Annotated in this window: 33 protein-coding genes; 6 read left to right on the forward strand and 27 right to left on the reverse strand. The window is 42.6% G+C overall.

Going from position 1 to position 20,606, the window contains the following annotated elements:
• Window positions 1–410: 410 nt before the first annotated feature.
• The 4 genes from IEW93_RS18200 to IEW93_RS18215 are packed head-to-tail and all read right to left on the reverse strand — an operon-like array spanning window position 411 to window position 4,028.
• The gene (locus IEW93_RS18200) at window positions 411–989 is read right to left on the reverse strand and encodes a TlpA family protein disulfide reductase (RefSeq protein ID WP_188740682.1); all 579 of its coding nucleotides are present in this window, start codon (window positions 987–989) and stop codon (window positions 411–413) included.
• Window positions 990–1,008: 19 nt separating this feature from the next.
• On the reverse strand, window positions 1,009–1,488 hold the full coding sequence (gene nrfF, locus IEW93_RS18205) for a heme lyase NrfEFG subunit NrfF (protein WP_188740683.1): 480 nt from the start codon (window positions 1,486–1,488) through the stop codon (window positions 1,009–1,011).
• The gene (locus IEW93_RS18210; protein WP_188740684.1) at window positions 1,488–2,042 is read right to left on the reverse strand and encodes a DsbE family thiol:disulfide interchange protein; all 555 of its coding nucleotides are present in this window, start codon (window positions 2,040–2,042) and stop codon (window positions 1,488–1,490) included. The genes nrfF and IEW93_RS18210 overlap by 1 nt, the downstream gene beginning before the upstream one ends.
• A gap of 15 nt (window positions 2,043–2,057) precedes the next feature.
• Window positions 2,058–4,028 (reverse strand): heme lyase CcmF/NrfE family subunit, encoded by a 1,971-nt coding sequence (locus tag IEW93_RS18215; RefSeq protein WP_188740685.1) that lies wholly within the window; start codon window positions 4,026–4,028, stop codon window positions 2,058–2,060.
• 407 nt (window positions 4,029–4,435) lie between these two features.
• Between IEW93_RS18215 and ccmI the strand changes: the two genes are divergently transcribed.
• Window positions 4,436–5,689: a c-type cytochrome biogenesis protein CcmI gene (gene ccmI / locus IEW93_RS18220; RefSeq protein ID WP_188740686.1), complete on the forward strand. Its 1,254-nt coding sequence runs from the start codon at window positions 4,436–4,438 to the stop codon at window positions 5,687–5,689.
• Between the two features lie 74 nt (window positions 5,690–5,763).
• Here ccmI and IEW93_RS18225 read toward each other — a convergent pair whose 3' ends face one another.
• Window positions 5,764–6,057 carry a c-type cytochrome gene (locus tag IEW93_RS18225; RefSeq protein WP_188740687.1) on the reverse strand — a complete coding sequence of 98 codons (294 nt, stop codon included), beginning with the start codon at window positions 6,055–6,057 and terminating at the stop codon, window positions 5,764–5,766.
• Between the two features lie 323 nt (window positions 6,058–6,380).
• On the opposite strand from IEW93_RS18225, the gene ccmA reads away from it, so the two are divergent.
• The 5 genes from ccmA to ccmE are packed head-to-tail and all read left to right on the forward strand — an operon-like array spanning window position 6,381 to window position 9,165.
• Window positions 6,381–7,031, forward strand: coding sequence for a cytochrome c biogenesis heme-transporting ATPase CcmA (ccmA, locus tag IEW93_RS18230; protein ID WP_188740688.1), 651 nt, complete (start codon window positions 6,381–6,383; stop codon window positions 7,029–7,031).
• A gap of 9 nt (window positions 7,032–7,040) precedes the next feature.
• Window positions 7,041–7,727, forward strand: a complete 687-nt coding sequence (ccmB, locus tag IEW93_RS18235) for a heme exporter protein CcmB (protein ID WP_188740689.1) — start codon at window positions 7,041–7,043, stop codon at window positions 7,725–7,727.
• Window positions 7,728–8,474 carry a heme ABC transporter permease gene (locus IEW93_RS18240; protein ID WP_188740690.1) on the forward strand — a complete coding sequence of 249 codons (747 nt, stop codon included), beginning with the start codon at window positions 7,728–7,730 and terminating at the stop codon, window positions 8,472–8,474.
• Window positions 8,474–8,674 (forward strand): heme exporter protein CcmD, encoded by a 201-nt coding sequence (gene ccmD / locus IEW93_RS18245; RefSeq protein ID WP_188740691.1) that lies wholly within the window; start codon window positions 8,474–8,476, stop codon window positions 8,672–8,674. The genes IEW93_RS18240 and ccmD overlap by 1 nt, the downstream gene beginning before the upstream one ends.
• A complete protein-coding gene (gene ccmE / locus IEW93_RS18250; protein ID WP_188740692.1) occupies window positions 8,671–9,165 on the forward strand; it encodes a cytochrome c maturation protein CcmE in 495 nt (164 codons plus the stop codon). The genes ccmD and ccmE overlap by 4 nt, the downstream gene beginning before the upstream one ends.
• Before the next feature lie 858 nt (window positions 9,166–10,023).
• Here ccmE and rplQ read toward each other — a convergent pair.
• The 22 genes from rplQ to rplV form a co-directional block, all read right to left on the reverse strand.
• Complete coding sequence (rplQ, locus tag IEW93_RS18255) at window positions 10,024–10,419, reverse strand: 50S ribosomal protein L17 (RefSeq protein ID WP_160056416.1); 396 nt, start codon at window positions 10,417–10,419, stop codon at window positions 10,024–10,026.
• A gap of 40 nt (window positions 10,420–10,459) precedes the next feature.
• Window positions 10,460–11,449 carry a DNA-directed RNA polymerase subunit alpha gene (locus IEW93_RS18260; protein WP_160056417.1) on the reverse strand — a complete coding sequence of 330 codons (990 nt, stop codon included), beginning with the start codon at window positions 11,447–11,449 and terminating at the stop codon, window positions 10,460–10,462.
• Between the two features lie 24 nt (window positions 11,450–11,473).
• The gene (gene rpsD, locus IEW93_RS18265; RefSeq protein WP_160056419.1) at window positions 11,474–12,094 is read right to left on the reverse strand and encodes a 30S ribosomal protein S4; all 621 of its coding nucleotides are present in this window, start codon (window positions 12,092–12,094) and stop codon (window positions 11,474–11,476) included.
• A 32-nt stretch (window positions 12,095–12,126) separates the two neighbouring features.
• Window positions 12,127–12,519, reverse strand: a complete 393-nt coding sequence (gene rpsK, locus IEW93_RS18270; protein WP_011635661.1) for a 30S ribosomal protein S11 — start codon at window positions 12,517–12,519, stop codon at window positions 12,127–12,129.
• A 17-nt stretch (window positions 12,520–12,536) separates the two neighbouring features.
• Window positions 12,537–12,893, reverse strand: a complete 357-nt coding sequence (gene rpsM, locus IEW93_RS18275; RefSeq protein WP_011635660.1) for a 30S ribosomal protein S13 — start codon at window positions 12,891–12,893, stop codon at window positions 12,537–12,539.
• Window positions 12,894–13,011: 118 nt separating this feature from the next.
• Window positions 13,012–13,125, reverse strand: coding sequence for a 50S ribosomal protein L36 (gene rpmJ, locus IEW93_RS18280; RefSeq protein WP_006083579.1), 114 nt, complete (start codon window positions 13,123–13,125; stop codon window positions 13,012–13,014).
• Between the two features lie 23 nt (window positions 13,126–13,148).
• Entirely contained in the window at window positions 13,149–14,489 is a 1,341-nt protein-coding gene (secY, locus tag IEW93_RS18285; protein ID WP_188740693.1) for a preprotein translocase subunit SecY, read from the reverse strand.
• Window positions 14,490–14,496: 7 nt separating this feature from the next.
• Window positions 14,497–14,931, reverse strand: a complete 435-nt coding sequence (rplO, locus tag IEW93_RS18290) for a 50S ribosomal protein L15 (protein WP_188740694.1) — start codon at window positions 14,929–14,931, stop codon at window positions 14,497–14,499.
• 4 nt (window positions 14,932–14,935) lie between these two features.
• A complete protein-coding gene (rpmD, locus tag IEW93_RS18295; protein WP_188740695.1) occupies window positions 14,936–15,118 on the reverse strand; it encodes a 50S ribosomal protein L30 in 183 nt (60 codons plus the stop codon).
• Between the two features lie 6 nt (window positions 15,119–15,124).
• On the reverse strand, window positions 15,125–15,628 hold the full coding sequence (rpsE, locus tag IEW93_RS18300; protein ID WP_137224583.1) for a 30S ribosomal protein S5: 504 nt from the start codon (window positions 15,626–15,628) through the stop codon (window positions 15,125–15,127).
• A gap of 10 nt (window positions 15,629–15,638) precedes the next feature.
• Window positions 15,639–15,989: a 50S ribosomal protein L18 gene (gene rplR, locus IEW93_RS18305; RefSeq protein WP_188740696.1), complete on the reverse strand. Its 351-nt coding sequence runs from the start codon at window positions 15,987–15,989 to the stop codon at window positions 15,639–15,641.
• Window positions 15,990–15,999: 10 nt separating this feature from the next.
• Window positions 16,000–16,533 (reverse strand): 50S ribosomal protein L6, encoded by a 534-nt coding sequence (rplF, locus tag IEW93_RS18310; RefSeq protein WP_188740697.1) that lies wholly within the window; start codon window positions 16,531–16,533, stop codon window positions 16,000–16,002.
• Window positions 16,534–16,543: 10 nt separating this feature from the next.
• Entirely contained in the window at window positions 16,544–16,936 is a 393-nt protein-coding gene (gene rpsH, locus IEW93_RS18315; RefSeq protein WP_188740698.1) for a 30S ribosomal protein S8, read from the reverse strand.
• A 23-nt stretch (window positions 16,937–16,959) separates the two neighbouring features.
• Window positions 16,960–17,265, reverse strand: a complete 306-nt coding sequence (rpsN, locus tag IEW93_RS18320; protein WP_188740699.1) for a 30S ribosomal protein S14 — start codon at window positions 17,263–17,265, stop codon at window positions 16,960–16,962.
• A 10-nt stretch (window positions 17,266–17,275) separates the two neighbouring features.
• Window positions 17,276–17,815, reverse strand: coding sequence for a 50S ribosomal protein L5 (rplE, locus tag IEW93_RS18325; protein ID WP_160056431.1), 540 nt, complete (start codon window positions 17,813–17,815; stop codon window positions 17,276–17,278).
• 13 nt (window positions 17,816–17,828) lie between these two features.
• On the reverse strand, window positions 17,829–18,143 hold the full coding sequence (gene rplX, locus IEW93_RS18330) for a 50S ribosomal protein L24 (RefSeq protein WP_188740700.1): 315 nt from the start codon (window positions 18,141–18,143) through the stop codon (window positions 17,829–17,831).
• Between the two features lie 10 nt (window positions 18,144–18,153).
• A complete protein-coding gene (rplN, locus tag IEW93_RS18335; protein ID WP_011635649.1) occupies window positions 18,154–18,522 on the reverse strand; it encodes a 50S ribosomal protein L14 in 369 nt (122 codons plus the stop codon).
• Window positions 18,523–18,699: 177 nt separating this feature from the next.
• Entirely contained in the window at window positions 18,700–18,948 is a 249-nt protein-coding gene (rpsQ, locus tag IEW93_RS18340; protein WP_160056435.1) for a 30S ribosomal protein S17, read from the reverse strand.
• A complete protein-coding gene (gene rpmC / locus IEW93_RS18345; RefSeq protein ID WP_006083592.1) occupies window positions 18,948–19,139 on the reverse strand; it encodes a 50S ribosomal protein L29 in 192 nt (63 codons plus the stop codon). The genes rpsQ and rpmC overlap by 1 nt, the downstream gene beginning before the upstream one ends.
• Window positions 19,139–19,549: a 50S ribosomal protein L16 gene (rplP, locus tag IEW93_RS18350; RefSeq protein WP_160056437.1), complete on the reverse strand. Its 411-nt coding sequence runs from the start codon at window positions 19,547–19,549 to the stop codon at window positions 19,139–19,141. The genes rpmC and rplP overlap by 1 nt, the downstream gene beginning before the upstream one ends.
• Window positions 19,550–19,560: 11 nt before the next feature.
• A complete protein-coding gene (gene rpsC, locus IEW93_RS18355) occupies window positions 19,561–20,250 on the reverse strand; it encodes a 30S ribosomal protein S3 (protein WP_188740701.1) in 690 nt (229 codons plus the stop codon).
• Window positions 20,251–20,262: 12 nt separating this feature from the next.
• Window positions 20,263–20,595, reverse strand: coding sequence for a 50S ribosomal protein L22 (gene rplV, locus IEW93_RS18360; RefSeq protein WP_160056441.1), 333 nt, complete (start codon window positions 20,593–20,595; stop codon window positions 20,263–20,265).
• Window positions 20,596–20,606: the final 11 nt, after the last annotated feature.

Here is a 20,606-nt window from a genome sequence, read left to right on the forward strand (position 1 = left end):
TTGCCTACATTCCGAAGAACAAGAAGACAATTTCGAATAACTCAATACCTGTGAATGTCCACACAGATTTCTTGTTTAGATTGTTAAAGAGCGTTACTAATACCAAAAGAATCAATCTTTCGCTTAGCGGCCGTTGACGCCAGGTCGTTGGCTTGGGCTGCGTATTCTACGCTTTCCCATCTTCGCGTCAAGTGTTTTTTCAAACTTTCTTTTCGCTGTTGAATTTAATGTTTTGAAGCACTTGATTCAACCTAACTCGGTGATTGCTTTCGCTGTCTGCCGTGTCAGTGGATGCGCATTATAGGGAGCTAAAACTTTAGTGCAAGCGCTTTTTTAATAAAAAAGGATCGCTTGGCGATCTTTTCACCAAAAACGATCCTTTTGAGCTTTTTAAATGTTTATTTGTCGGTTTATTGAGCTTTTTTATCGTTCGTGAGGAATTGGTTCAAATAATCTATTGTATTTTCGTCATCCCAATCTACATATGAACGAACATAGGCCACCAGCTCACCTTGTTCATTTAAAATAAATGTTGCTGGTATAGTGTCTAGAGGGAATACATCACGCAATTGTTGCTTAGGATCAAAATGAGATTCAAATGCAGATAAACCGAGATCAGCCAAGAATGGATTGACGACGTTTGAGTCAGCATCTATTGAGATAGGCAGTAACACAAATTGCTCATTATTGAGTGTTTGATTTAAACGATGTAATGCTGGAAGCTCTCTTACACACGGTGGGCACCATGTCGCCCAAAGGTTTACTACTATTACCTTGCCTTTGTAATGGCCAAAGTTAACCTGTTGTCCAATTGCATTGGTAAAGTCTACAAGCGCAATGGGAAACGGTTGCGGTAGTATATTTATTCGCTCAAGAGTTGACTGGGTGGCTTGCTTACTTTGTGCTTGCATACCTGGGTACGCATTTAATGTATTTGGCAAGCTTATCATCAATAAAGTAAATAAGATTGCCGCAAGCCACTTATTCATTGTTACTCCAAATGGTTATTTACTTAGACTTGCTCTTATTGAGTAGTGCATCGAGTTCTGCCTGCTGCTCTGGTGTAAGAGACACTGTTTCTGACGGCTGTATACGTTGCCTACGGATAAAAATAAAACCAATAAGCAAACCAAATACTAGGAGACCAAACGGTCCTAACCATAAAACATAAGTTTTAGAATCAAGTTTTGGCTTATACAACACAAAATCACCATAGCGGCTGGTCATGAAGTCGATAATTTCAGGATCTGACTTACCACTGTCTACCATTTTGTATACTTCAAGACGTAAATCTTGGGCGACTGGTGAATTTGAATCGACTAGGTTTTGATTTTGACACTGTGGACAACGTAATTGATGCGCCAGTGACAATGCCCGCTGTTGATTTTCAGTTGTTTTAAATTCGTATGTATCTACTGGTGTGGCTATAACTGACGCAGCAAATAATACACTGGCTAAACAAATAAATAATTTAGTGATGATGTTCATTAAGATGCCCCATCGGCTTTCGCTTCAGTTTGGAGTTGTTGGATCATTGGGTATAGCGTTTGTGTCCACACAGTTTGATCAATGGGCCCTGCATAGCGATAACGAATAATGCCATTGTGATCGACAATAAATGTTTCTGGGGCACCATACACACCCAAATCAAGACCCAACCTGCCGTCTTTATCAAAAACATTGAGCGTGTAAGGATCACCTTCTGTTTTTAGTTCCTTGATTGCTAGTGCTCGATCGTCACGATAATTGATTCCGTAAATAGGCAACAAATTACGTTTTGATAGCATCATCAAATACGGATGCTCATACTTACACGCTGGGCACCATGTTGCCCAAAAGTTAAGCATAGTGACTTTACCAACGAGATTTTTCTCTGTGATCATTTCACTTGCGGCTTCAAGTCGTTCAAGTTGGAAAGCCGGGATAGGCTTTCCTTCTAATGCTGAATCGAGCACTTTAGGATTAAGAAATAATCCTTTGTATAAAAACACGCCCATACCTAAAAAAATGACAAGAGGTATAAACAGTACAAACTTCTTCATAGTGTCTCCGTGTGACTATGCTGTCGCTAATTTTGCTTTTGTAGCTTCTTCTTTTGCAGTCTGTTTAACACGATAACGCTTATCAGATGCTGCAAGGAAACCACCCACCATCATAAAGATTGAGCCAAACCATAACCAACGAACAAATGGCTTATAATTAAGGCGGACAGCAAATTCAGTTAAGCTTATTGGATCACCCATTGTCACATATAGATCACGGAATAAACCCCAATCAATACCGGCTTCAGTCATGTCCATGGTACGCACATTGTATTGACGGCGATCGGGCTTTAGTAATGTGATGAATTCATCATCTTTATAAATCTCAATCTGTCCTTGTTGAGCAGTATAGTTAGGACCGACTACATTTTTGGTTTCTAAATATTTAAAGGTATATCCAGCCAATTCTTGTGAAACACCGGGTCCCATACGTACACTCTTTTCAATAGAGTAATTAGACACCATGGTTGCACCCAGCACAGAAACTGCAATACCCAAATGCGCAATAATCATACCTAGCTGGCTACGGCCCATTCTGCTGAGGCTAATACCACCTTCTTTAGGACTTACTATGTTATAAGCGGCACGTAGAGTAGACAACAGGATCCAGACGGTTGCAGCTACACCACACATAACCCAAGCATTAAACTCGCCACCAACAACAAATGGAACTACCACACCAACGATTAATGAGATGATTGCTGGTAGTAAAAGTTGTCTTTTAATTTCACCCGCTTTCGATTTTTTCCAGCGAATAATTGGGCCAATCCCCATAAAACCAAACAGTACAAGCACAATAGGCACAAATACGGCGTTAAAGTATGGCGGTCCAACTGAAATTTTACCCATGCCTAACGCATCGATTAGTAGTGGATATAGTGTCCCTAGTAACACAGTGCCTGCGGCTACAGTAAGTAGCACGTTACAGATAAGCAGCATGGTTTCTTTTGATTTAAGTTCAAAACGCGCAGGGCTACTCATTTCACTAGCTCTGAATGCAAACAGCGTTAACGAACCACCAACAGCAAGGCCTAGCAATAGTAAGATAAATAAGCCACGACTTGGGTCTGCAGCAAATGAATGCACAGATGTTAGTACACCAGAACGAACAATAAAGGTACCTAACAAACTTAATGAGAATGCAAAGATAGACAGTAAAACAGTCCAGTTGCGGAATGCGCCACGCTTTTCAGTCACAATTAATGAATGAACTAAAGCGGTTCCCACCAGCCAAGGCATAAATGATGCGTTTTCTACTGGATCCCAGAACCACCAGCCTCCCCAACCTAATTCGTAGTAAGCCCACCAAGAACCTAACGAAATACCACCCGTTAAGAATATCCAAGCAGCGAGTGTCCATGGGCGACTCCAGCGTGCCCATGCAGAATCAAGTCTGCCACTCATTAACGCAGCAATTGCAAACGCAAAACATACAGAGAAGCCAACATAACCCAAATACAGCATTGGAGGATGGAAAATAAGCCCAACATCTTGCAACATTGGATTTAAGTCTCGACCCTCTAATGGAATTGGAAAAATTCGTTCAAATGGGCTAGATGTTAATATCATAAAAAGAGTAAAACCAACCACAATCATCGCCAATACCGATAATACACGGGCCGTAAATACCTCTTCTAAACCTTTGCTAAATAGAGCAACTGAAGCAGCCCAGACAGACAAGGCAAATACCCAAAACAGTAATGACCCTTCGTGTCCGCCCCACACTGCAGCAATTTTAAAGAAAATAGGCAATTGAGAATTTGAATGATGTGCAACATATGCCACCGAAAAATCATCAGTAGCAAAGCTGTAGGCTAAAGTAATAACCGAGAATGTGATAAAGAAAAACATGCCGTAAGTTAGAGGCCAAGCATAACGAACAAGATACTGATCTTTTCGAGCTGAACCATATAACGGCACGCTAGCTAACAGTAAAGCAAAAGCTAAACCGAGAATAAGCGAGAAATGTCCAAGTTCTGGAATCATGGGTATTCCTTAGTCTAAATAATTAAGTGGATCTGAACAAACCACGGCAACATCAATCAATGCGTCAAAACTAATATACGCACATTAGCTTAAACGAATTTTAAATCATTTTAGAACTTGCTATTGCATCTGTCTGCCCTTTTCGTACAAAACTGGGTCACTAGTCTCATAATGGACAATCAACTGCGTAAAATGGATAGCGTTCTGCATGTGACCTAAACATAAAATGAAAGTTTCATTGAATTTACTAAACACTTTCAATCTGTGAACCAGTACGCAACTCTCAGGATTTAGATTCATATCTCCCGTATATTACTATTCAATTAATAATCTTTACGTATAATCAACATTCCAAGCACTGCGGTAATGCCGCATTTTCAGTTAACCTAAAAGTGAATATTGACACAATGACCACATTTTGGATTTTTATTGCGCTTGTCGTACTCATCGGCCTAATCATGATTTGGGTTCCTCACTTTCGCCAACAAAAGCTTCTTCACGCCGAAGAAGCTGGCGTTCGTAGACAAACGAACCTTGAGCTTTATGGTGAACGGTTGACCATACTCGAAAAAGAGTTACAAGATGAGCTATTAGATAAAGCCGAATTTGACGCACTCAAAAAAGAACTTGAAATCAACTTACTGCAAGATATGAAACAAGAAGGCGATGACTCGCTTGATGTGGCGATTAAACCTAAAAGTGCATTATGGCCTGCATTCATGACTGTCTGTTTACTTGCTATTTCAGGTTACTTCTACCAACAACTTGGAGCTTATAACGAACTGGCAAATCCACCCCAAGCCAACAACCCACATCAAGGAATGGATCCTGCGCAGATAATGTCGCAGCGAGTACAAATGATGGAAGCTCAAGTCCAATCTGAGCCTGAAAATAGCCAAGCCTGGTTTAGTTTAGGCCATGCATATGTATCAGCCAATCAATACGATAAAGCTGTAGCAGCATTTGATAAAGTGATGGCGTTAGTTGGTACACATGCTGAATTATTGGGCCCTAAAGCCACCGCACTGTATTATAAAGCAGGCCAAAAGATCACCCCTGAGATCCAATCAATTATTGACCAGTCTTTATCTTTAGATGCACAAGATCCCTCCACACTATTATTAGTTGGTATGGATGCTTTCTTTACTGCCGAGTACACTAAGGCAATTGAAGCTTGGCAAATGATCTTAGACAGCGACCGTAACGATGTTGATCGCACCGCATTAATGAATGCGATTGAGTCGGCTAAAATGCGTATGGGTGACAGCGCTAATACAATGCCAAATGACGAAAACCATAAAGGTATGGCGGCAGCCAATGCCAACACACTTGCTATTGAAGTGTCCATTTCAAATGAACTTGCAGACAAAGTAAGCGACACAGATGTCGTATTTATCTTTGCTCGTGCAACTCAAGGTCCAAAAGTGCCATTAGCTGCAACAAAAATTAACGCTGCAAACCTACCTGCAACGATTACTCTAGATGACAGCACTTCAATGGGCGGCGATATGAAACTAAGCTCCGTAAAAGAAGTGGAAGTCATTGCGGTTTTATCTAAAAACGGCAGTGTAAAACCACAAACAGGAGATCTAAAAGGCAGTATTGACGCTATTGCGGTTGGTAGCAACGCCAAGCTAATGTTAGATACTTTAGTACAGTAAGCACTAAGCTAACATCAGAAACACACACCCATAAAAAAACCGGCTATTAAGCCGGTTTTTGGTTTAGTCGAAAATTACTTAGACATAAACTCGATAGCTTTTTTGTAATCATCGTCAGTACAATCTGTACACATACCACCTGGTGGCATTGCATTTAAACCAGATTTTACAGAACCCACTAAGGCATCTAAACCTTTAGCTAGACGTGGTTCCCAAGCAGCAGCATCATGAACCTTTGGCGCACCGGCCACACCCATGCTGTGACATACTTGACACGCTTTATTGTAAATAGCTTCACCTTCTTGAGCAAACACATTCGCAGACAAAGTTAATGCAGCTACTGCAGTCATTGCTAACAATTTTTTCATGTTCAACGTTCCTAATTGCAAATATACAAAGCTTAACGCTGCCCTTGATTTAGAAGGCAGACTCTTTTTAGCAACACTAGATTACTACAAATAGCAAAAAAACTCATCTTTTTGTGATAACAATCTCAGCTTAGTCTCTAAATCAAGACAATCTGGCTAGTTCAGGTAATATATTAGTAATTGTTGAAAAAGTTCAATTGGTATCGTTTTTTTTGGAACCATATCAAATTGCTAGCACTTAGTCTGAGACAAAGCTAAACCGATAAATACCTTTGTGTTAATATCTTTTCGAATTCATCCTCACGCGTAAACAAGAGGGATAAGTGACCAAGTCAAATCAATCAAACGCATTGTTAAGTGCCAACGAATTAACCTGTATCCGGGAAGAGCGCATACTATTTGATGGACTCAGTTTTAATATCAACGCAGGTGATATCGTTCAAATTGAAGGTCCTAATGGCGCGGGTAAAACAAGCTTATTACGTATTATTGCAGGCCTATCTCGCCCATACGCTGGAGAAGTAAAATATGCCGGTGAAGATATCACTCGTTGTCGCGATGAGTTTAATCATGATTTACTATATTTAGGCCATTTAGCGGGTGTTAAAAGTGAACTTACAGCAGAAGAAAATCTTAACTTCAATTTAAGAATCAGTGGCTATGATAACTTTGATACTACGGCTTTGCTGGCAAAAGTTAACCTCGCAGGATTTGAAGAAGCACTAGCTGGTCATTTGTCTGCGGGACAACATCGGCGAACTGCACTAGCAAGATTACAACACAGTGATTGCAAGATCTGGATTTTAGACGAACCCTTTACCGCTATTGATAAAAAAGGCGTAGAAGAGTTAGAACAGTTATTTATGCAACACGCAAAATCTGGGGGATGTGTCATTTTAACCACACATCAAGATATGAGCATCATAGGCGATGACATACTACGCAAAATCACTCTTGACTATCGCTTTGTATAAGGTATCTGAATGAAACGAGGAATAAGTTATACCACGGCATTCATGACGCTACTACAGCGTGATCTACGCATTGCCATCCGCCACCGTGGTGACATTTTTAATCCATTATTATTTTTTATATTGGTTGTGACCTTATTCCCTCTTGGGATAGGACCAGAACCACAGGTATTAACTCGCGTAGCACCAGGCATTATCTGGGTAGCGGCACTGTTAGCTTCTATGTTGTCACTTGAGCGCTTATTTAAAGCCGACTACAGTGATGGCAGTTTGGAGCAAATGCTATTAAGCCCTCAACCTTTAGTAATTCTTGTATTAGCAAAAGTGTTCGCACATTGGATTCTAACAGGTGTTCCGTTAATTTTAGTTGCACCACTATTAGCTGTGTTACTGCATTTAGACAGCAATAGCTATGTTGCGCTGATGGCCACACTCGCGCTTGGAACACCGGTATTATCTTTACTTGGTGCAATAGGCGTGGCTTTAACTGTCGGCCTAAGAAAGGGTGGCGTGCTATTAAGTTTGTTGATTTTACCTTTATACATTCCAGTGTTAATTTTTGCGACCAGCGCAATTGACTCTGCAAGTATAAATTTACCCTACACCGGCCAGCTTGCGATTATTGGCGCGATGTTAATTGGATCATTAATTATGGCGCCATTCGCTATTGGCGCATCTTTAAGAGTGAGTACAAACTAAATGTGGAAATGGCTAAACTCATACGCTGATCCTGAGCGTTCTTATAAACTTGCAGGAACCTTTTTGCCATGGTTTGTTTGTTTGGCAATTGCGTTAATAGGTGTTGGAACGACCTGGGGTCTATTGTTTGCACCCATGGATTACCAACAGGGCGATAGCTTTAGGATTATCTATATCCATGTTCCAGCAGCCTCAATGTCAATGGCTGCCTATATGGGCATGGCAACCGCATCATTCATCGGTATTGTTTGGCAAATTAAAGCTGCAGATTGGGCCGCAGCCTCTATTGCGCCTATTGGGGCTGTAATTACGTTTATTGCTCTATTTACTGGTGCTGCATGGGGAAAACCTATGTGGGGCACTTGGTGGGTTTGGGATGCACGATTAACCTCAGAGCTTGTATTGCTGTTTTTGTATCTCGGGGTCATTGCGCTTTATGCCTCATTTGAAGATAAAGTATTGGCTGCGCGTGCAGCAGGCATTTTAGCCATTGTAGGGGTTATTAATATTCCAATTATTAAATATTCTGTCGATTGGTGGAGCAGTTTACATCAACCGGCAACGATCAAGATCACTGAAAAATCGACTATGACGGGTGACATGTTATACCCGCTTCTGATCAACATAGTTGGGTTTGGTATGATGATAGGCGCAATTACACTCGTTAGATTTAGAGCGGAAGTATTAGCCCGAAATGGTATGCGCCCTTGGGTAAGAGAATTGGCAACACAAGAGGTGTCTAAATAATGCAATTTGATTCAATGAGTGACTTTTTAAACATGGGAGGTTACGCCTTCTATGTGTGGTTAGCTTATGGTGTAACCTTTAGCAGTTTAGCCATTTTAATCATCTCTAGTGCACGTAGAAAGCGTAAAGTGTTAACAGAAATTGCGAGCAAACAAGCTCGCGAAGAAAAACTGAAAGAATCAAGAGGTAAAAAACAATGAACCCAAGAAGAAAGAAACGTCTTACATTAGCCGTTGCGCTAATTGCAGGTGTTGCTGCAGTTGCGTCATTGCTCTTGTACGCATTAAATTCAAATCTGAATTTGTTTTATACACCTTATGAAATAGTTAACGGTAAAAACGATACAGGTGTCATGCCAGAAGTTGGCCAGCGCATTCGTGTCGGTGGTATGGTTACGGTTGGATCAATGAAACGAGACCCAAATAGTTTACATGTAGAATTTGCCGTTCACGATTCAGCCGGTGGCGAAATTATTGTGACTTATGATGACCTATTACCGGACCTATTCCGTGAAGGGCAAGGAATTGTTGCCCAAGGGGTTTTAGTTGAATCAGGGAAATTAGAAGCAAGTGAAGTACTTGCTAAGCATGATGAAAACTATATGCCTCCTGAGGTTGCTGAAGCTATGGGGCAAAAACACGAAAAGTTAGACTACTCAGAGCAGAAACCATCTGAAGGTTATCAATACTAATATCGCCAACATCTAAATGACCTCTAAATGCCAATCACTTGATTGGCATTTTCATATCTGCTTGTCTGCTTGTCTGCTTGTCTGCTTGTCTGCTTGTCTGCTTGTCTGCTTGTCTGCTTGTCTGCTTGTCTGCTTGTCTGCTTGTCTGCTTGTCTGCTTGTCTGCAAAACGATAATAAAGCCGCTAATAAAAAAGTGAAATAAACTATGTTGTAATTACAATAAGGATAAATAAGCGATCTGAGATTGCATGGGAAAAATCACTTAAAATAAAGCAGAACTTACAACGAGCAAGTTGTTCTTTCAAAATTGCTAACGAGTTGTAATCGGTTTTAACCAGTAAAATAATCACATTGTTGTGCTGATTGGCATAACTATAACAGTGTGTGTAGTACGTATAAGGCAGTAGCAAACACAAGGCAAACAAATTATACGGCACTAAATAAGCAACAAGGGTAGGAACGATATTTTGTGTGTATTATCAGTCTAATACTAAACAATGGATCAATGTTAGATTTCAAACTTACCATTACAAATGATGAACTCTTTACACAACTTGTCGAACTCTCACCTGTTTGCAATGACTTAGATGTAGTCATAACAGCTGTAATTAGGTTAGTTGCATGCATGAAAGGAAAAACTTAGCTAAGGCTTTCTAAATTTACAGTGATGTAGATACAACACTAAAGCGGTATAAAGCACTGTGTAATCAAATGGCGCCCACCAGATGGATTCGAATAAAAATGAATATAAAATCTAAGACTAATAAACGCCAATCATAATATTGATGATCAACAAGGCTAGAAATAAGCATAAAAAAACCGAGCCTAAGCTCGGTTTTTAATTGAGTAATTAGAAATTACTCTGCAGCTTCAACTTCTACAGCTTCAGCAGCTTCAGGGCGTCCTACTAACTCGATGTAAGCCATTGGGGCTTTATCACCGGCACGTAGACCGCACTTAAGAATACGGGTATATCCACCAGGACGTTCCTGGAAGCGTGGACCCAATTCAGTAAATAACTTACCTACAACTTCAGCGTCGCGGGTACGAGCGAAAGCTAAACGGCGATTTGCAACGCTGTCTACTTTAGCTAGTGTTATTAGAGGCTCAACAACGCGACGCAGTTCTTTCGCTTTAACAGTAGTTGTCTTGATAATCTCATGACGAACTATTGAACAAGCCATGTTACGGAACATAGCTTGACGGTGACTGCTGTTGCGGTTTAGTTGACGACCACTCTTACGATGGCGCATGACCTAATCCTTATAACCTAAATCTGTACTAACCTGAGACTTATAGGTCGTCTGCTAAACTAGCCGGTGGCCAGTTTTCTAGACGCATACCTAACGACAGTCCGCGAGATGCTAAAACGTCCTTGATTTCAGTAAGAGACTTCTTACCTAAATTAGGGGTCTTAAGTAACTCAACTTCAGTGCGTTGTACAAGATCTCCGATGTAATGAATCGCTTCGGCTTTTAAACAGTTAGCCGAACGTACAGTTAGCTCTAAATCGTCGACAGGACGCAGCAAAATCGGATCAAACTCCGGTTTCTCTTCTACAACAGCCTGCTCAGTAACATCACGAAGCTCAACAAACGCATCTAGCTGTTCAGCTAAAATTGTTGCAGAACGACGAATTGCTTCCTCAGGATCGATAGTACCATTTGTGGTCATATCAATCACAAGTTTATCTAAGTCAGTGCGCTGTTCTACACGAGCAGCTTCTACATTATATGCAATGCGAGCTACAGGCGAGAATGAAGCATCAACCAACAGGCGACCAATCGGGCGATCGTCGTCTTCAGTTTGTGCACGAGCCGAAGCTGGCACATAACCACGACCACGCTCAACGCGGATACGCATGCTGATATCATTATTACCAGTCAAGTGACAGATAACATGATCAGGATTCATAATGGTAACATCACCATCATGTGTGATATCTGCTGCTGTAACAGGGCCTGTGCCGGACTTGCTTAATGTAAGCAAAGCCTCGTCTTTACCCTCGATAGTCACTGCTAATCCCTTAAGATTAAGCAATATCTCAAGGATATCTTCTTGTACGCCTTCCTTACTGCTGTACTCATGCAGTACGCCGTCAATTTCGACTTCAGTAACTGCACAGCCAGGCATAGACGACAATAGGATGCGACGCAACGCGTTACCTAAGGTATGGCCAAAACCACGTTCGAGTGGCTCTAGTGTAACTTTGGCGCGAGTTGAATTAACCTGCTCAATATCAACGAGACGCGGTTTAAGAAATTCTGTAACAGAACCCTGCATTGTGTCCTCTCTTGTTTGTTAGCTTTACTTAGAGTAAAGCTCGACGATCAGCTGTTCGTTAATATCCGCAGACAAATCGCTACGTTCTGGAATACGCTTGAAAGCACCTTCCATTTTCGCACTGTCGACTTCTACCCATGTAGGCTTTTCGCGTTGACCAGCCACTTCTAAAGCCGCTTTAATACGAGCTTGAGTGCGTGACTTTTCACGGATGCTTACAACATCATTCGCAGACACTTTGAATGACGGAATGTTAACAACACGACCGTTAACCATAACTGATTTATGGCTTACTAGCTGACGTGATTCTGCACGTGTAGAACCGAAACCCATACGATAAACAACGTTATCTAGGCGGACTTCTAAAAGTTGTAATAGGTTTTCACCAGTATTACCTTTTAAGCGTGCTGCTTCTTTGTAGTAGTTACGGAATTGCTTTTCTAGCACACCGTAAATACGACGAACTTTTTGTTTCTCGCGTAGCTGTAAACCGTACTCTGACAAACGTGGCTTACGAGCGCCATGTTGTCCAGGTGCAGCTTCTAGCTTACACTTCGAATCGATTGCTCTCACACCGCTTTTTAGGAAAAGGTCTGTACCTTCTCTGCGGCTGAGCTTGAGCTTAGGACCCAAGTATCTTGCCATGATCTTTCTCCAACTATCCTATATACGCAGTGTTATACACGACGTTTTTTAGGTGGACGACAGCCATTATGAGGGATAGGCGTCACATCGGTAATGTTAGTAATTTTATAACCAACAGCGTTCAGCGCACGAATGGCTGATTCACGACCTGGACCTGGACCCTTCACGAAAACTTCAAGGTTTTTAACACCGTAGTCTTGAGCAGCAATACCTGCACGCTCAGCAGCAACCTGTGCAGCGAATGGTGTTGATTTACGTGAACCACGGAAACCAGAACCACCTGAGGTAGCCCATGACAACGCATTACCTTGACGATCTGTAATGGTGACAATTGTGTTGTTGAAAGACGCATGGATATGAGCCATGCCATCTGCAACCTGTTTACGTACGCGCTTACGCGGAGAACGTGACGGAACTTTAGCCATTGTGGTTTACCTTCCCGTTACTTTCTGATTGGTTTACGTGGACCTTTACGCGTGCGCGCATTGGTCTTAGTACGTTGCCCACGAAGAGGCAGGCTACGACGATGGCGGAGACCACGATAACAACCAAGGTCCATAAGACGCTTGATGTTCATTGAAATCTCACGACGCAAGTCACCTTCTACAGTGTATTTGGCGACTTCTTCGCGTAGGATATCTATTTGAGCTTCGCTCAATTCCTTGATCTTAGCGTCTTCAGCAATTGACGTAGATGCGCAGATTGCTCTAGCGCGTGTACGACCAATACCAAAGATTGCAGTCAATGCAATGACTGTGTGCTTTTGATCAGGAATGTTAATGCCAGCGATACGGGCCACTATGCACTCCTTAAAGTTAAAGGCCATCTGCGAAAAGCCCGAAAGGATACTCGACAGACGACAGATTTGCAAACAATATTTTTGGTCAGCCCATTATTGAGCTGACCAAACTTCTTTCTTAGCCTTGACGCTGTTTGTGTTTTGGTTCAACACAGATAACGCGCACAACGCCACTACGCTTGACGATCTTGCAATTACGGCAGATCTTCTTCACGGAAGCTCGAACTTTCATTTCATCACTCCGTCAAAGTAATCTTATTTACCAAAGCGATCTAAGTTTGCTTTGTTCACAAGATTAGCTTTCTTCATCACAGACTCATATTGATGAGACATCATATGGGTCTGAACCTGAGCCATGAAGTCCATGATTACGACTACAATAATTAGTAGTGAAGTACCGCCAAAATAGAACTGTACTTTCCACGCAATTAACATGAACTCCGGAATTAAGCAGATAAAGGTAATATATAACGCACCCGCTAAGGTTAAACGTGTCATTACTTTATCTATGTAACGCGAAGTCTGTTCTCCGGGACGGATCCCAGGAATGAATGCACCACTCTTTTTCAAATTATCCGCTGTTTCGCGTGGATTGAAAACCAACGCAGTATAGAAGAAACAGAAAAAGATAATTGCTGTCGCGTACAATAATGAATACAGCGGTTGTCCTGGTGACACAGCTAAAGCGAAATCGCTTAACCATGACATGGACTCATTTTGACCAAACCACTGAGCCAGTGTGCCTGGAAACAAAATAATGCTGGACGCAAAAATTGGTGGAATCACACCTGCCATGTTCACTTTTAACGGTAAGTGAGTGCTTTGCGCTGCAAAAACCTTACGGCCTTGTTGACGCTTAGCGTAGTTAACGACGATACGACGTTGACCACGTTCCACAAATACCACTAAATAAGTTACTGCAAATACGATAACCGCGAGCAACAGTAGTACCAATACATTCATGTCACCTTGACGCGCTTGCTCGGCTGTTGAGCCGATAGCCGACGGTAAACCTGCAACGATACCTGCGAAAATTAAAATCGAAATACCATTACCAATACCGCGTTCGGTAATCTGTTCGCCTAGCCACATAAGGAACATAGTTCCGGTAACCAAACTCACAACAGCAACAAAGTAAAAACCAAATCCTGGGTTGGCAACTAGGCCAGGCATAAGATTTGGTAAACCTGTTGCAATACCGACAGATTGCAATGTACCCAACACAAGTGTGCCGTATCTTGTATATTGACTTATTTTTTTACGCCCTGACTCGCCTTCTTTTTTCAATTCAGCAAGTGCAGGATGCACAACAGTCAACAACTGCATAATAATCGATGCCGAAATATACGGCATGATACCTAATGCGAAGATAGAGGCACGCTCTAAAGCACCACCCGAGAACATGTTAAACATGCCAAGGATGGTATCTTTTTGCTGAGCAAAAAGCTCTGCTAATACAGCAGCGTCAATACCAGGAATTGGCACGAACGAACCGGCTCTAAAGACGATAATCGCACCAATCACGAACAGAAGGCGAGTTTTCAATTCTGATAAACCACCTTTCGCGCTTTTTAAATCAAGTCCTGGTTTTGCCATCGACGTATTATTCCTCGATCTTGCCACCGGCAGCTTCAATAGCTGCACGAGCACCTTTGGTTACCTTCAGACCTTTTACAGTCACTGGGCGGTCAATGGTACCTGAAAGAACGATTTTCGCAAACTGGATGTTGCGAGTAATAACGTTCGCATCTTTCAGTGCATTCAAATCGACAACATCACCGTTAACTTTTGCTAGTTCGAGTAAACGAACTTCAGCTGATACCAAAGCACGACGCGAGGTAAAACCAAACTTAGGTAAACGGATCTTAAGTGGCATTTGACCACCCTCGAAGCCAGGGCGTACACCGCCACCGCTACGAGATTTCTGACCCTTGTGACCGCGACCTGCAGTCTTACCTAAACCTGAACCAATACCACGGCCTACACGCTTAGGAGCAGATTTAGAACCTGCTGCTGGAGATAGAGTATTTAGACGCATTATCTTATTCCTCCACCGAAACCATGTAGTACACCTTATTAATCATACCACGAACTGAAGGAGTATCTTCAAGCTCTACAGTGTGACCAATACGACGCAGACCTAAACCGGTTAGGGTTGCACGGTGTTTTGGTAAACGACCGATGCTGCTTTTAGTCTGTGTTACTTTTAAAGTTTTAGTAGCCATGGTGCATTACCCCCGAATTTCATCAACATTCAGGCCACGTTTTGCTGCGATTTGAGCTGGTGACTTCATGTGCACCAACGCATCGACAGTTGCGCGAACGATGTTGATCGGGTTAGTAGAACCGTATGCTTTTGACAGAACGTTATGAACGCCTGCAACTTCTAATACGGCACGCATTGCGCCACCGGCAATAATACCGGTACCCTCTGATGCTGGTTGCATATAAACTTTAGAACCAGTATGGCGACCTTTAACTGGGTGATGCAGAGTACCTGCGTTCAACTCCACGGTTACCATATTACGACGGGCTTTTTCCATTGCTTTTTGAATAGCAGCTGGAACTTCACGCGCTTTACCATAGCCATAGCCGATCTTACCGTTACCGTCACCCACTACTGTTAGTGCTGTGAAGCTAAAGATACGACCGCCCTTAACTACTTTAGAAACACGATTAACTGCAATTAATTTCTCTTGCAGATCGTCTTTTTGCTGAGCTTCTAATTTAGCCATTTATAACCCCTTAGAATTTCAGGCCAGCTTCACGAGCGGCATCTGCTAAAGCAGCTACACGACCGTGATACTTGAATCCAGAACGGTCGAACGCAACAACAGCTACGCCCTTCTCGATCGCACGCTCAGCAACAGTTTTACCCACTGCTTTAGCCGCATCTACGTTTCCGGTACTCTTTAGTTGCTCTTTAACTGTTTTTTCAACAGTCGACGCAGCAGCTAACACCTTAAATTCAGGACTGATCACCTGAGCATAGATGTGACGCGGTGTACGATGTACAACCAGACGGTTCACGCCTAGCTCTTGGATCTTCTTACGAGCACGCAAAGCGCGACGTAAGCGAGATGTTTTCTTATCCATATCGCGTTACCTACTTCTTCTTAGCCTCTTTACGGCGTACAACTTCGTCGTCATAGCGAACACCTTTGCCTTTGTATGGCTCTGGTGGACGGTAACCACGAATGTTGGCTGCTGTTTGACCTACTAACTGCTTATCAACGCCTGTTAGGACGATTTCAGTTTGGTTAGGACATTCGGCAGTAACGCCTGCGGGTAGTTTATGTACCAACGGATGTGAGAAACCTAAAGTTAAGTCTAAGTCGGTACCAACAATCTTTGCACGGTAACCAACGCCAACTAATTTTAATTTCTTCACAAAACCTTGTGATACACCAACAACCATGTTGTTTACTAGTGCACGTGCAGTACCTGCCTGTGCCCAAGCGTCAACAGCGCCTTCGACAGGTAGAAACTTAATTTGTGCATCTTCGATAACAACATTAACCGCATTGTTGATTACTCGAGTCAGACTTCCTTTACCGCCTTTGACGGTTAAAGCCTGTTCGTTTTTAGTCACCTCTACGCCAGCAGGGATAGTGACTGGTGCTTTTGCAACACGAGACATTACTAACTCCTTACGCTACGTAGCAGATAACCTCACCACCCGTGCCAACTTGGCGGGCGGCACGATCAGTCATCAAGCCTTTAGAAGTGGACACGATTGCGATACCCAGACCGCCCATCACCTTTGGTAACTCGTCTTTACCTTTGTAAATACGAAGACCAGGACGACTTACGCGCTGGATAGTCTCAACGACTGGTTTGCCTTGAAAATACTTTAATGTAATTTCTAATTCAGGCTTAGCTTCATCTGCTACGGCGTAGTCAGTAATGAAACCTTCTTCTTTAAGTAATTTCGCAATTGCTACTTTTAACTTAGCTGAAGGCATCTTTACAGATACGTGGTTAGCAGCTTGGCCGTTACGAATACGTGTTAACATATCCGCAATAGGATCTTGCATGCTCATATTAGCTTACTCCGTACAAGTGCTTACCAGCTGGCCTTACGTAGACCAGGAACTTCACCACGCATTGTCGCTTCACGTAATTTAATACGGCTTAAACCGAATTTACGTAAAACACCATGTGGGCGACCAGTTTGATTACAGCGATTGCGTTTACGCGATGCGCTTGAATCACGTGGTAGTGCTTGCAACTTAAGTACTGCATCCCAACGATCTTCATCAGAAGTGTCTGGGCTGCTGATAGTAGCTTTAAGTGCTAGACGCTTTTCAGCATACTTAGCTACGAGCTGTGCACGTTTTAATTCACGTGCTTTCATAGATGTTTTAGCCATTATGCTACCCTTATTTCTTAAATGGGAAGTTAAAAGCGGTCAACAAAGCACGACCTTCTTCGTCATTCTTCGCAGTAGTAGTGATAACAATATCCATACCACGAATCTTATCGATTTTATCGTAATCGATTTCTGGGAAGATGATCTGTTCTTTCACACCCATTGCGTAATTACCACGACCGTCAAACGCTTTTGCGCTTAGGCCACGGAAGTCACGAATACGTGGAATTGCAATGTCAACTAGACGCTCTAAGAATTCCCACATACGCTCACCGCGTAGGGTAACTTTACAGCCAATAGGGTAGCCTTCACGGATTTTAAAACCAGCAACTGATTTACGAGCAACAGTTACAACTGGCTTTTGACCAGCGATTGCAGTCATGTCACGAAGCGCATGCTCCATAACTTTCTTATCTGCAACTGCTTCGCCAACACCCATGTTTAGGGTGATTTTCTCAATCCGAGGGACTTGCATGACACTGCTATAACCGAACTTTTTAGCTAGTTCAGCGACTACAGTCTCTTGATATTTATCATGCAGTTTCGCCATCGTTTACTCCAAATTACTTAACGAGTTCGCTGTTCGACTTAAAGAAACGGACTTTTTTACCGTCTTCAAATCGGAAACCAACACGATCTGCCTTGCCTGTGGCTTGGTTAAAGATCGCAACGTTTGATGCTTGAATCGGTGCTTCTTTCTCGATAACGCCGCCAGTCACGCCCAATTGTGGGTTTGGCTTCTGGTGCTTTTTAACTAGATTGATGCCTTCAACAATTAATTTACCAGTAGGTAGAACTTGAGAAACCTTACCGCGTTTACCCTTGTCTTTACCTGCTAATATTACTACTTCGTCTTCGCGACGTATTTTAGCTGCCATTTGAAGCTCCTTACAGTACTTCTGGTGCCAGCGAGACAATTTTCATGAATTTATCATTACGCAATTCACGTGTCACTGGGCCAAAGATACGAGTACCAATCGGTGCAAGGTTTGCGTTAAGCAATACCGCTGCATTCCGATCGAAGCGAATGACAGAACCGTCTGGACGACGTACGCCTTTCTTAGTACGGACTACCACCGCGTTATATACATCACCTTTCTTCGCTTTAGCGCGAGGAATTGCTTCTTTAACAGAAACTTTGATGATGTCGCCGATACCGGCATAACGACGATGAGAGCCACCCAAGACCTTAATACACTGAACTCTGCGTGCGCCGCTGTTACATGCGACGTCTAGAGTCGATTGCATTTGGATCATTTCAAGTGCTCCGCTATCGTTACTACACAATCCCACTATGGGAGTATATTTGAACCAAATTTAAGTAATAATTTACTCAAAAATGGCGCGCAAGTATAACACCACATTTTAAGAATGCATAGCAAAAAAAACAAACGGCCCCAAATACTGGAGCCGTTTACGTTATCCTAATGAAAATTAGGCTTTTGTTACTACTTCAGCAAGTGTCCAAGACTTAGTCTTAGATAGAGGACGACATTGACTAATAGTCACGATGTCACCTTCATTACACTGATTAGTTTCGTCATGTGCATGGATCTTAGTTGTACGCTTGATGTACTTCCCATAGATTGGGTGTTTCACTTGGCGTTCAATAGCAACAGTGATAGATTTTTCCATCTTGTTACTAACAACTTTACCTTGCAAAGTACGGATTTTATCAGACATTACGCACCTGCCTTAGAAGTAATAATGGTCTTAACACGTGCAATGTTACGACGCACTAGCTTCAACTGATTCGTTTGAGTCAATTGACCAGTAGCGTGTTGCATACGCAGGTTAAACTGCTCACGCAGCAGACCAAGTAATTCAGCGTTAAGTTCTTCAACGCTCTTTTCTCTTAGTTCGCTCGCTTTCATTACATCACCGTCTTAGTTACGAAGGTAGTCTTTAAAGGAAGCTTAGCTGCTGCTAAAGCGAAGGCTTCACGAGCCAACGTTTCAGAGACACCATTCATCTCATAAAGAACCTTACCAGGTTGAATCTGACATACCCAGTATTCAACGTTACCTTTACCTTTACCCATACGCACTTCAAGAGGCTTAGAGGTAATTGGCTTGTCAGGGAAAACTCGAATCCAAATTTGTCCTTGACGTTTAACATGACGTGTCATGGCACGACGTGCAGATTCGATTTGACGTGCAGTTAAACGGCCACGGCCGACTGCTTTCAAACCGAAAGTACCAAAGCTAACTTCAGTACCGTTCGCTAGACCACGGTTGCGGCCTTTGAACATCTTGCGAAACTTCATACGTTTAGGTTGCAGCATAAAAGTTTCTCCTATTTACCACGAGGCTTACGCTTAGGTTGCTGCTTAGGCTCTTCAATTGCTGGTACTAAACCGTCTAAAACTTCACCTTTGAAGATCCAAACTTTAATACCAATCACACCATATTGAGTGTGACTTTCAGCAGTTGAGTAGTCGATATCAGCACGTAATGTATGTAAAGGTACACGACCTTCACGATACCATTCAGAACGTGCGATTTCAGCACCGCCTAAACGGCCGCTCACTTCAACTTTGATACCTTGAGCACCAATGCGCATAGCATTTTGTACCGCACGCTTCATAGCGCGACGGAACATAACACGACGCTCTAACTGCTGAGCAATAGAGTCAGCAACGAGCTTAGCGTCTAATTCAGGCTTACGGATCTCAGCGATGTTGATTTGAGCAGTAGTGCCTGTGATTTTAGACACATGTGCACGTAATACTTCAACGTCTTCACCTTTCTTACCAATCACAACACCTGGACGGGCAGTGTGAATAGTAACGCGGATGCTTTTCGCTGGGCGTTCAATAACAATCTTAGATACTGATGCGGCTTTTAACTTTTCAGTTAAATATTGACGCACTTCCCAGTCGCTGTTCAGATTTTTTGCATAATCTGACTTATCTGCGTACCAGGTAGAGATCCAAGGCTTAGTGATACCCAGACGGATACCATTAGGATGTACTTTCTGTCCCATTGCTCTCTTCTCCTAGCGATCTGATACAACCACAGTGATGTGGCTGGTACGCTTCATGATACGATCAGCGCGGCCTTTGGCACGTGGCATGATACGCTTCATTGTTGGGCCTTCATCTACGAAGACGGCTCCAACTTTTAGCTCATCAATGTCAGCGCCTTCGTTGTGTTCGGCGTTTGCGATAGCTGAGTCAAGTACTTTTTTAACTAGTACGGCGGCTTTCTTTGGGCTGAAGGTCAAAATCTCAAGCGCCTTAGAAACAGGCAACCCGCGAATTTGATCAGCAACTAGACGGGCCTTCTGCGCAGACGTACGAGCAAAACGATGTTTAGCTAAAACTTCCATCTTATTCCTCC

This window comes from Shewanella inventionis, assembly GCF_014641855.1.
Classification (GTDB): domain Bacteria; phylum Pseudomonadota; class Gammaproteobacteria; order Enterobacterales; family Shewanellaceae; genus Shewanella; species Shewanella inventionis.

Bases quoted from the DNA above. Each gene is read 5' to 3' on its own strand.
- IEW93_RS18200 (WP_188740682.1), bottom strand. From the start codon at position 989: ATGAATAAGTGGCTTGCGGCAATCTTATTTACTTTATTGATGATAAGC.
- nrfF (WP_188740683.1), bottom strand. From the start codon at position 1,488: ATGAACATCATCACTAAATTATTTATTTGTTTAGCCAGTGTATTATTT.
- IEW93_RS18210 (WP_188740684.1), bottom strand. From the start codon at position 2,042: ATGAAGAAGTTTGTACTGTTTATACCTCTTGTCATTTTTTTAGGTATG.
- IEW93_RS18215 (WP_188740685.1), bottom strand. From the start codon at position 4,028: ATGATTCCAGAACTTGGACATTTCTCGCTTATTCTCGGTTTAGCTTTT.
- ccmI (WP_188740686.1), top strand. From the start codon at position 4,436: ATGACCACATTTTGGATTTTTATTGCGCTTGTCGTACTCATCGGCCTA.
- IEW93_RS18225 (WP_188740687.1), bottom strand. From the start codon at position 6,057: ATGAAAAAATTGTTAGCAATGACTGCAGTAGCTGCATTAACTTTGTCT.
- ccmB (WP_188740689.1), top strand. From the start codon at position 7,041: ATGAAACGAGGAATAAGTTATACCACGGCATTCATGACGCTACTACAG.
- IEW93_RS18240 (WP_188740690.1), top strand. From the start codon at position 7,728: ATGTGGAAATGGCTAAACTCATACGCTGATCCTGAGCGTTCTTATAAA.
- ccmD (WP_188740691.1), top strand. From the start codon at position 8,474: ATGCAATTTGATTCAATGAGTGACTTTTTAAACATGGGAGGTTACGCC.
- ccmE (WP_188740692.1), top strand. From the start codon at position 8,671: ATGAACCCAAGAAGAAAGAAACGTCTTACATTAGCCGTTGCGCTAATT.
- rplQ (WP_160056416.1), bottom strand. From the start codon at position 10,419: ATGCGCCATCGTAAGAGTGGTCGTCAACTAAACCGCAACAGCAGTCAC.
- IEW93_RS18260 (WP_160056417.1), bottom strand. From the start codon at position 11,449: ATGCAGGGTTCTGTTACAGAATTTCTTAAACCGCGTCTCGTTGATATT.
- rpsD (WP_160056419.1), bottom strand. From the start codon at position 12,094: ATGGCAAGATACTTGGGTCCTAAGCTCAAGCTCAGCCGCAGAGAAGGT.
- rpsK (WP_011635661.1), bottom strand. From the start codon at position 12,519: ATGGCTAAAGTTCCGTCACGTTCTCCGCGTAAGCGCGTACGTAAACAG.
- rpmJ (WP_006083579.1), bottom strand. From the start codon at position 13,125: ATGAAAGTTCGAGCTTCCGTGAAGAAGATCTGCCGTAATTGCAAGATC.
- secY (WP_188740693.1), bottom strand. From the start codon at position 14,489: ATGGCAAAACCAGGACTTGATTTAAAAAGCGCGAAAGGTGGTTTATCA.
- rplO (WP_188740694.1), bottom strand. From the start codon at position 14,931: ATGCGTCTAAATACTCTATCTCCAGCAGCAGGTTCTAAATCTGCTCCT.
- rpmD (WP_188740695.1), bottom strand. From the start codon at position 15,118: ATGGCTACTAAAACTTTAAAAGTAACACAGACTAAAAGCAGCATCGGT.
- rpsE (WP_137224583.1), bottom strand. From the start codon at position 15,628: ATGGCTAAATTAGAAGCTCAGCAAAAAGACGATCTGCAAGAGAAATTA.
- rplR (WP_188740696.1), bottom strand. From the start codon at position 15,989: ATGGATAAGAAAACATCTCGCTTACGTCGCGCTTTGCGTGCTCGTAAG.
- rplF (WP_188740697.1), bottom strand. From the start codon at position 16,533: ATGTCTCGTGTTGCAAAAGCACCAGTCACTATCCCTGCTGGCGTAGAG.
- rpsH (WP_188740698.1), bottom strand. From the start codon at position 16,936: ATGAGCATGCAAGATCCTATTGCGGATATGTTAACACGTATTCGTAAC.
- rpsN (WP_188740699.1), bottom strand. From the start codon at position 17,265: ATGGCTAAAACATCTATGAAAGCACGTGAATTAAAACGTGCACAGCTC.
- rplE (WP_160056431.1), bottom strand. From the start codon at position 17,815: ATGGCGAAACTGCATGATAAATATCAAGAGACTGTAGTCGCTGAACTA.
- rplX (WP_188740700.1), bottom strand. From the start codon at position 18,143: ATGGCAGCTAAAATACGTCGCGAAGACGAAGTAGTAATATTAGCAGGT.
- rplN (WP_011635649.1), bottom strand. From the start codon at position 18,522: ATGATCCAAATGCAATCGACTCTAGACGTCGCATGTAACAGCGGCGCA.
- rpsQ (WP_160056435.1), bottom strand. From the start codon at position 18,948: ATGTCTGATAAAATCCGTACTTTGCAAGGTAAAGTTGTTAGTAACAAG.
- rpmC (WP_006083592.1), bottom strand. From the start codon at position 19,139: ATGAAAGCGAGCGAACTAAGAGAAAAGAGCGTTGAAGAACTTAACGCT.
- rplP (WP_160056437.1), bottom strand. From the start codon at position 19,549: ATGCTGCAACCTAAACGTATGAAGTTTCGCAAGATGTTCAAAGGCCGC.
- rpsC (WP_188740701.1), bottom strand. From the start codon at position 20,250: ATGGGACAGAAAGTACATCCTAATGGTATCCGTCTGGGTATCACTAAG.
- rplV (WP_160056441.1), bottom strand. From the start codon at position 20,595: ATGGAAGTTTTAGCTAAACATCGTTTTGCTCGTACGTCTGCGCAGAAG.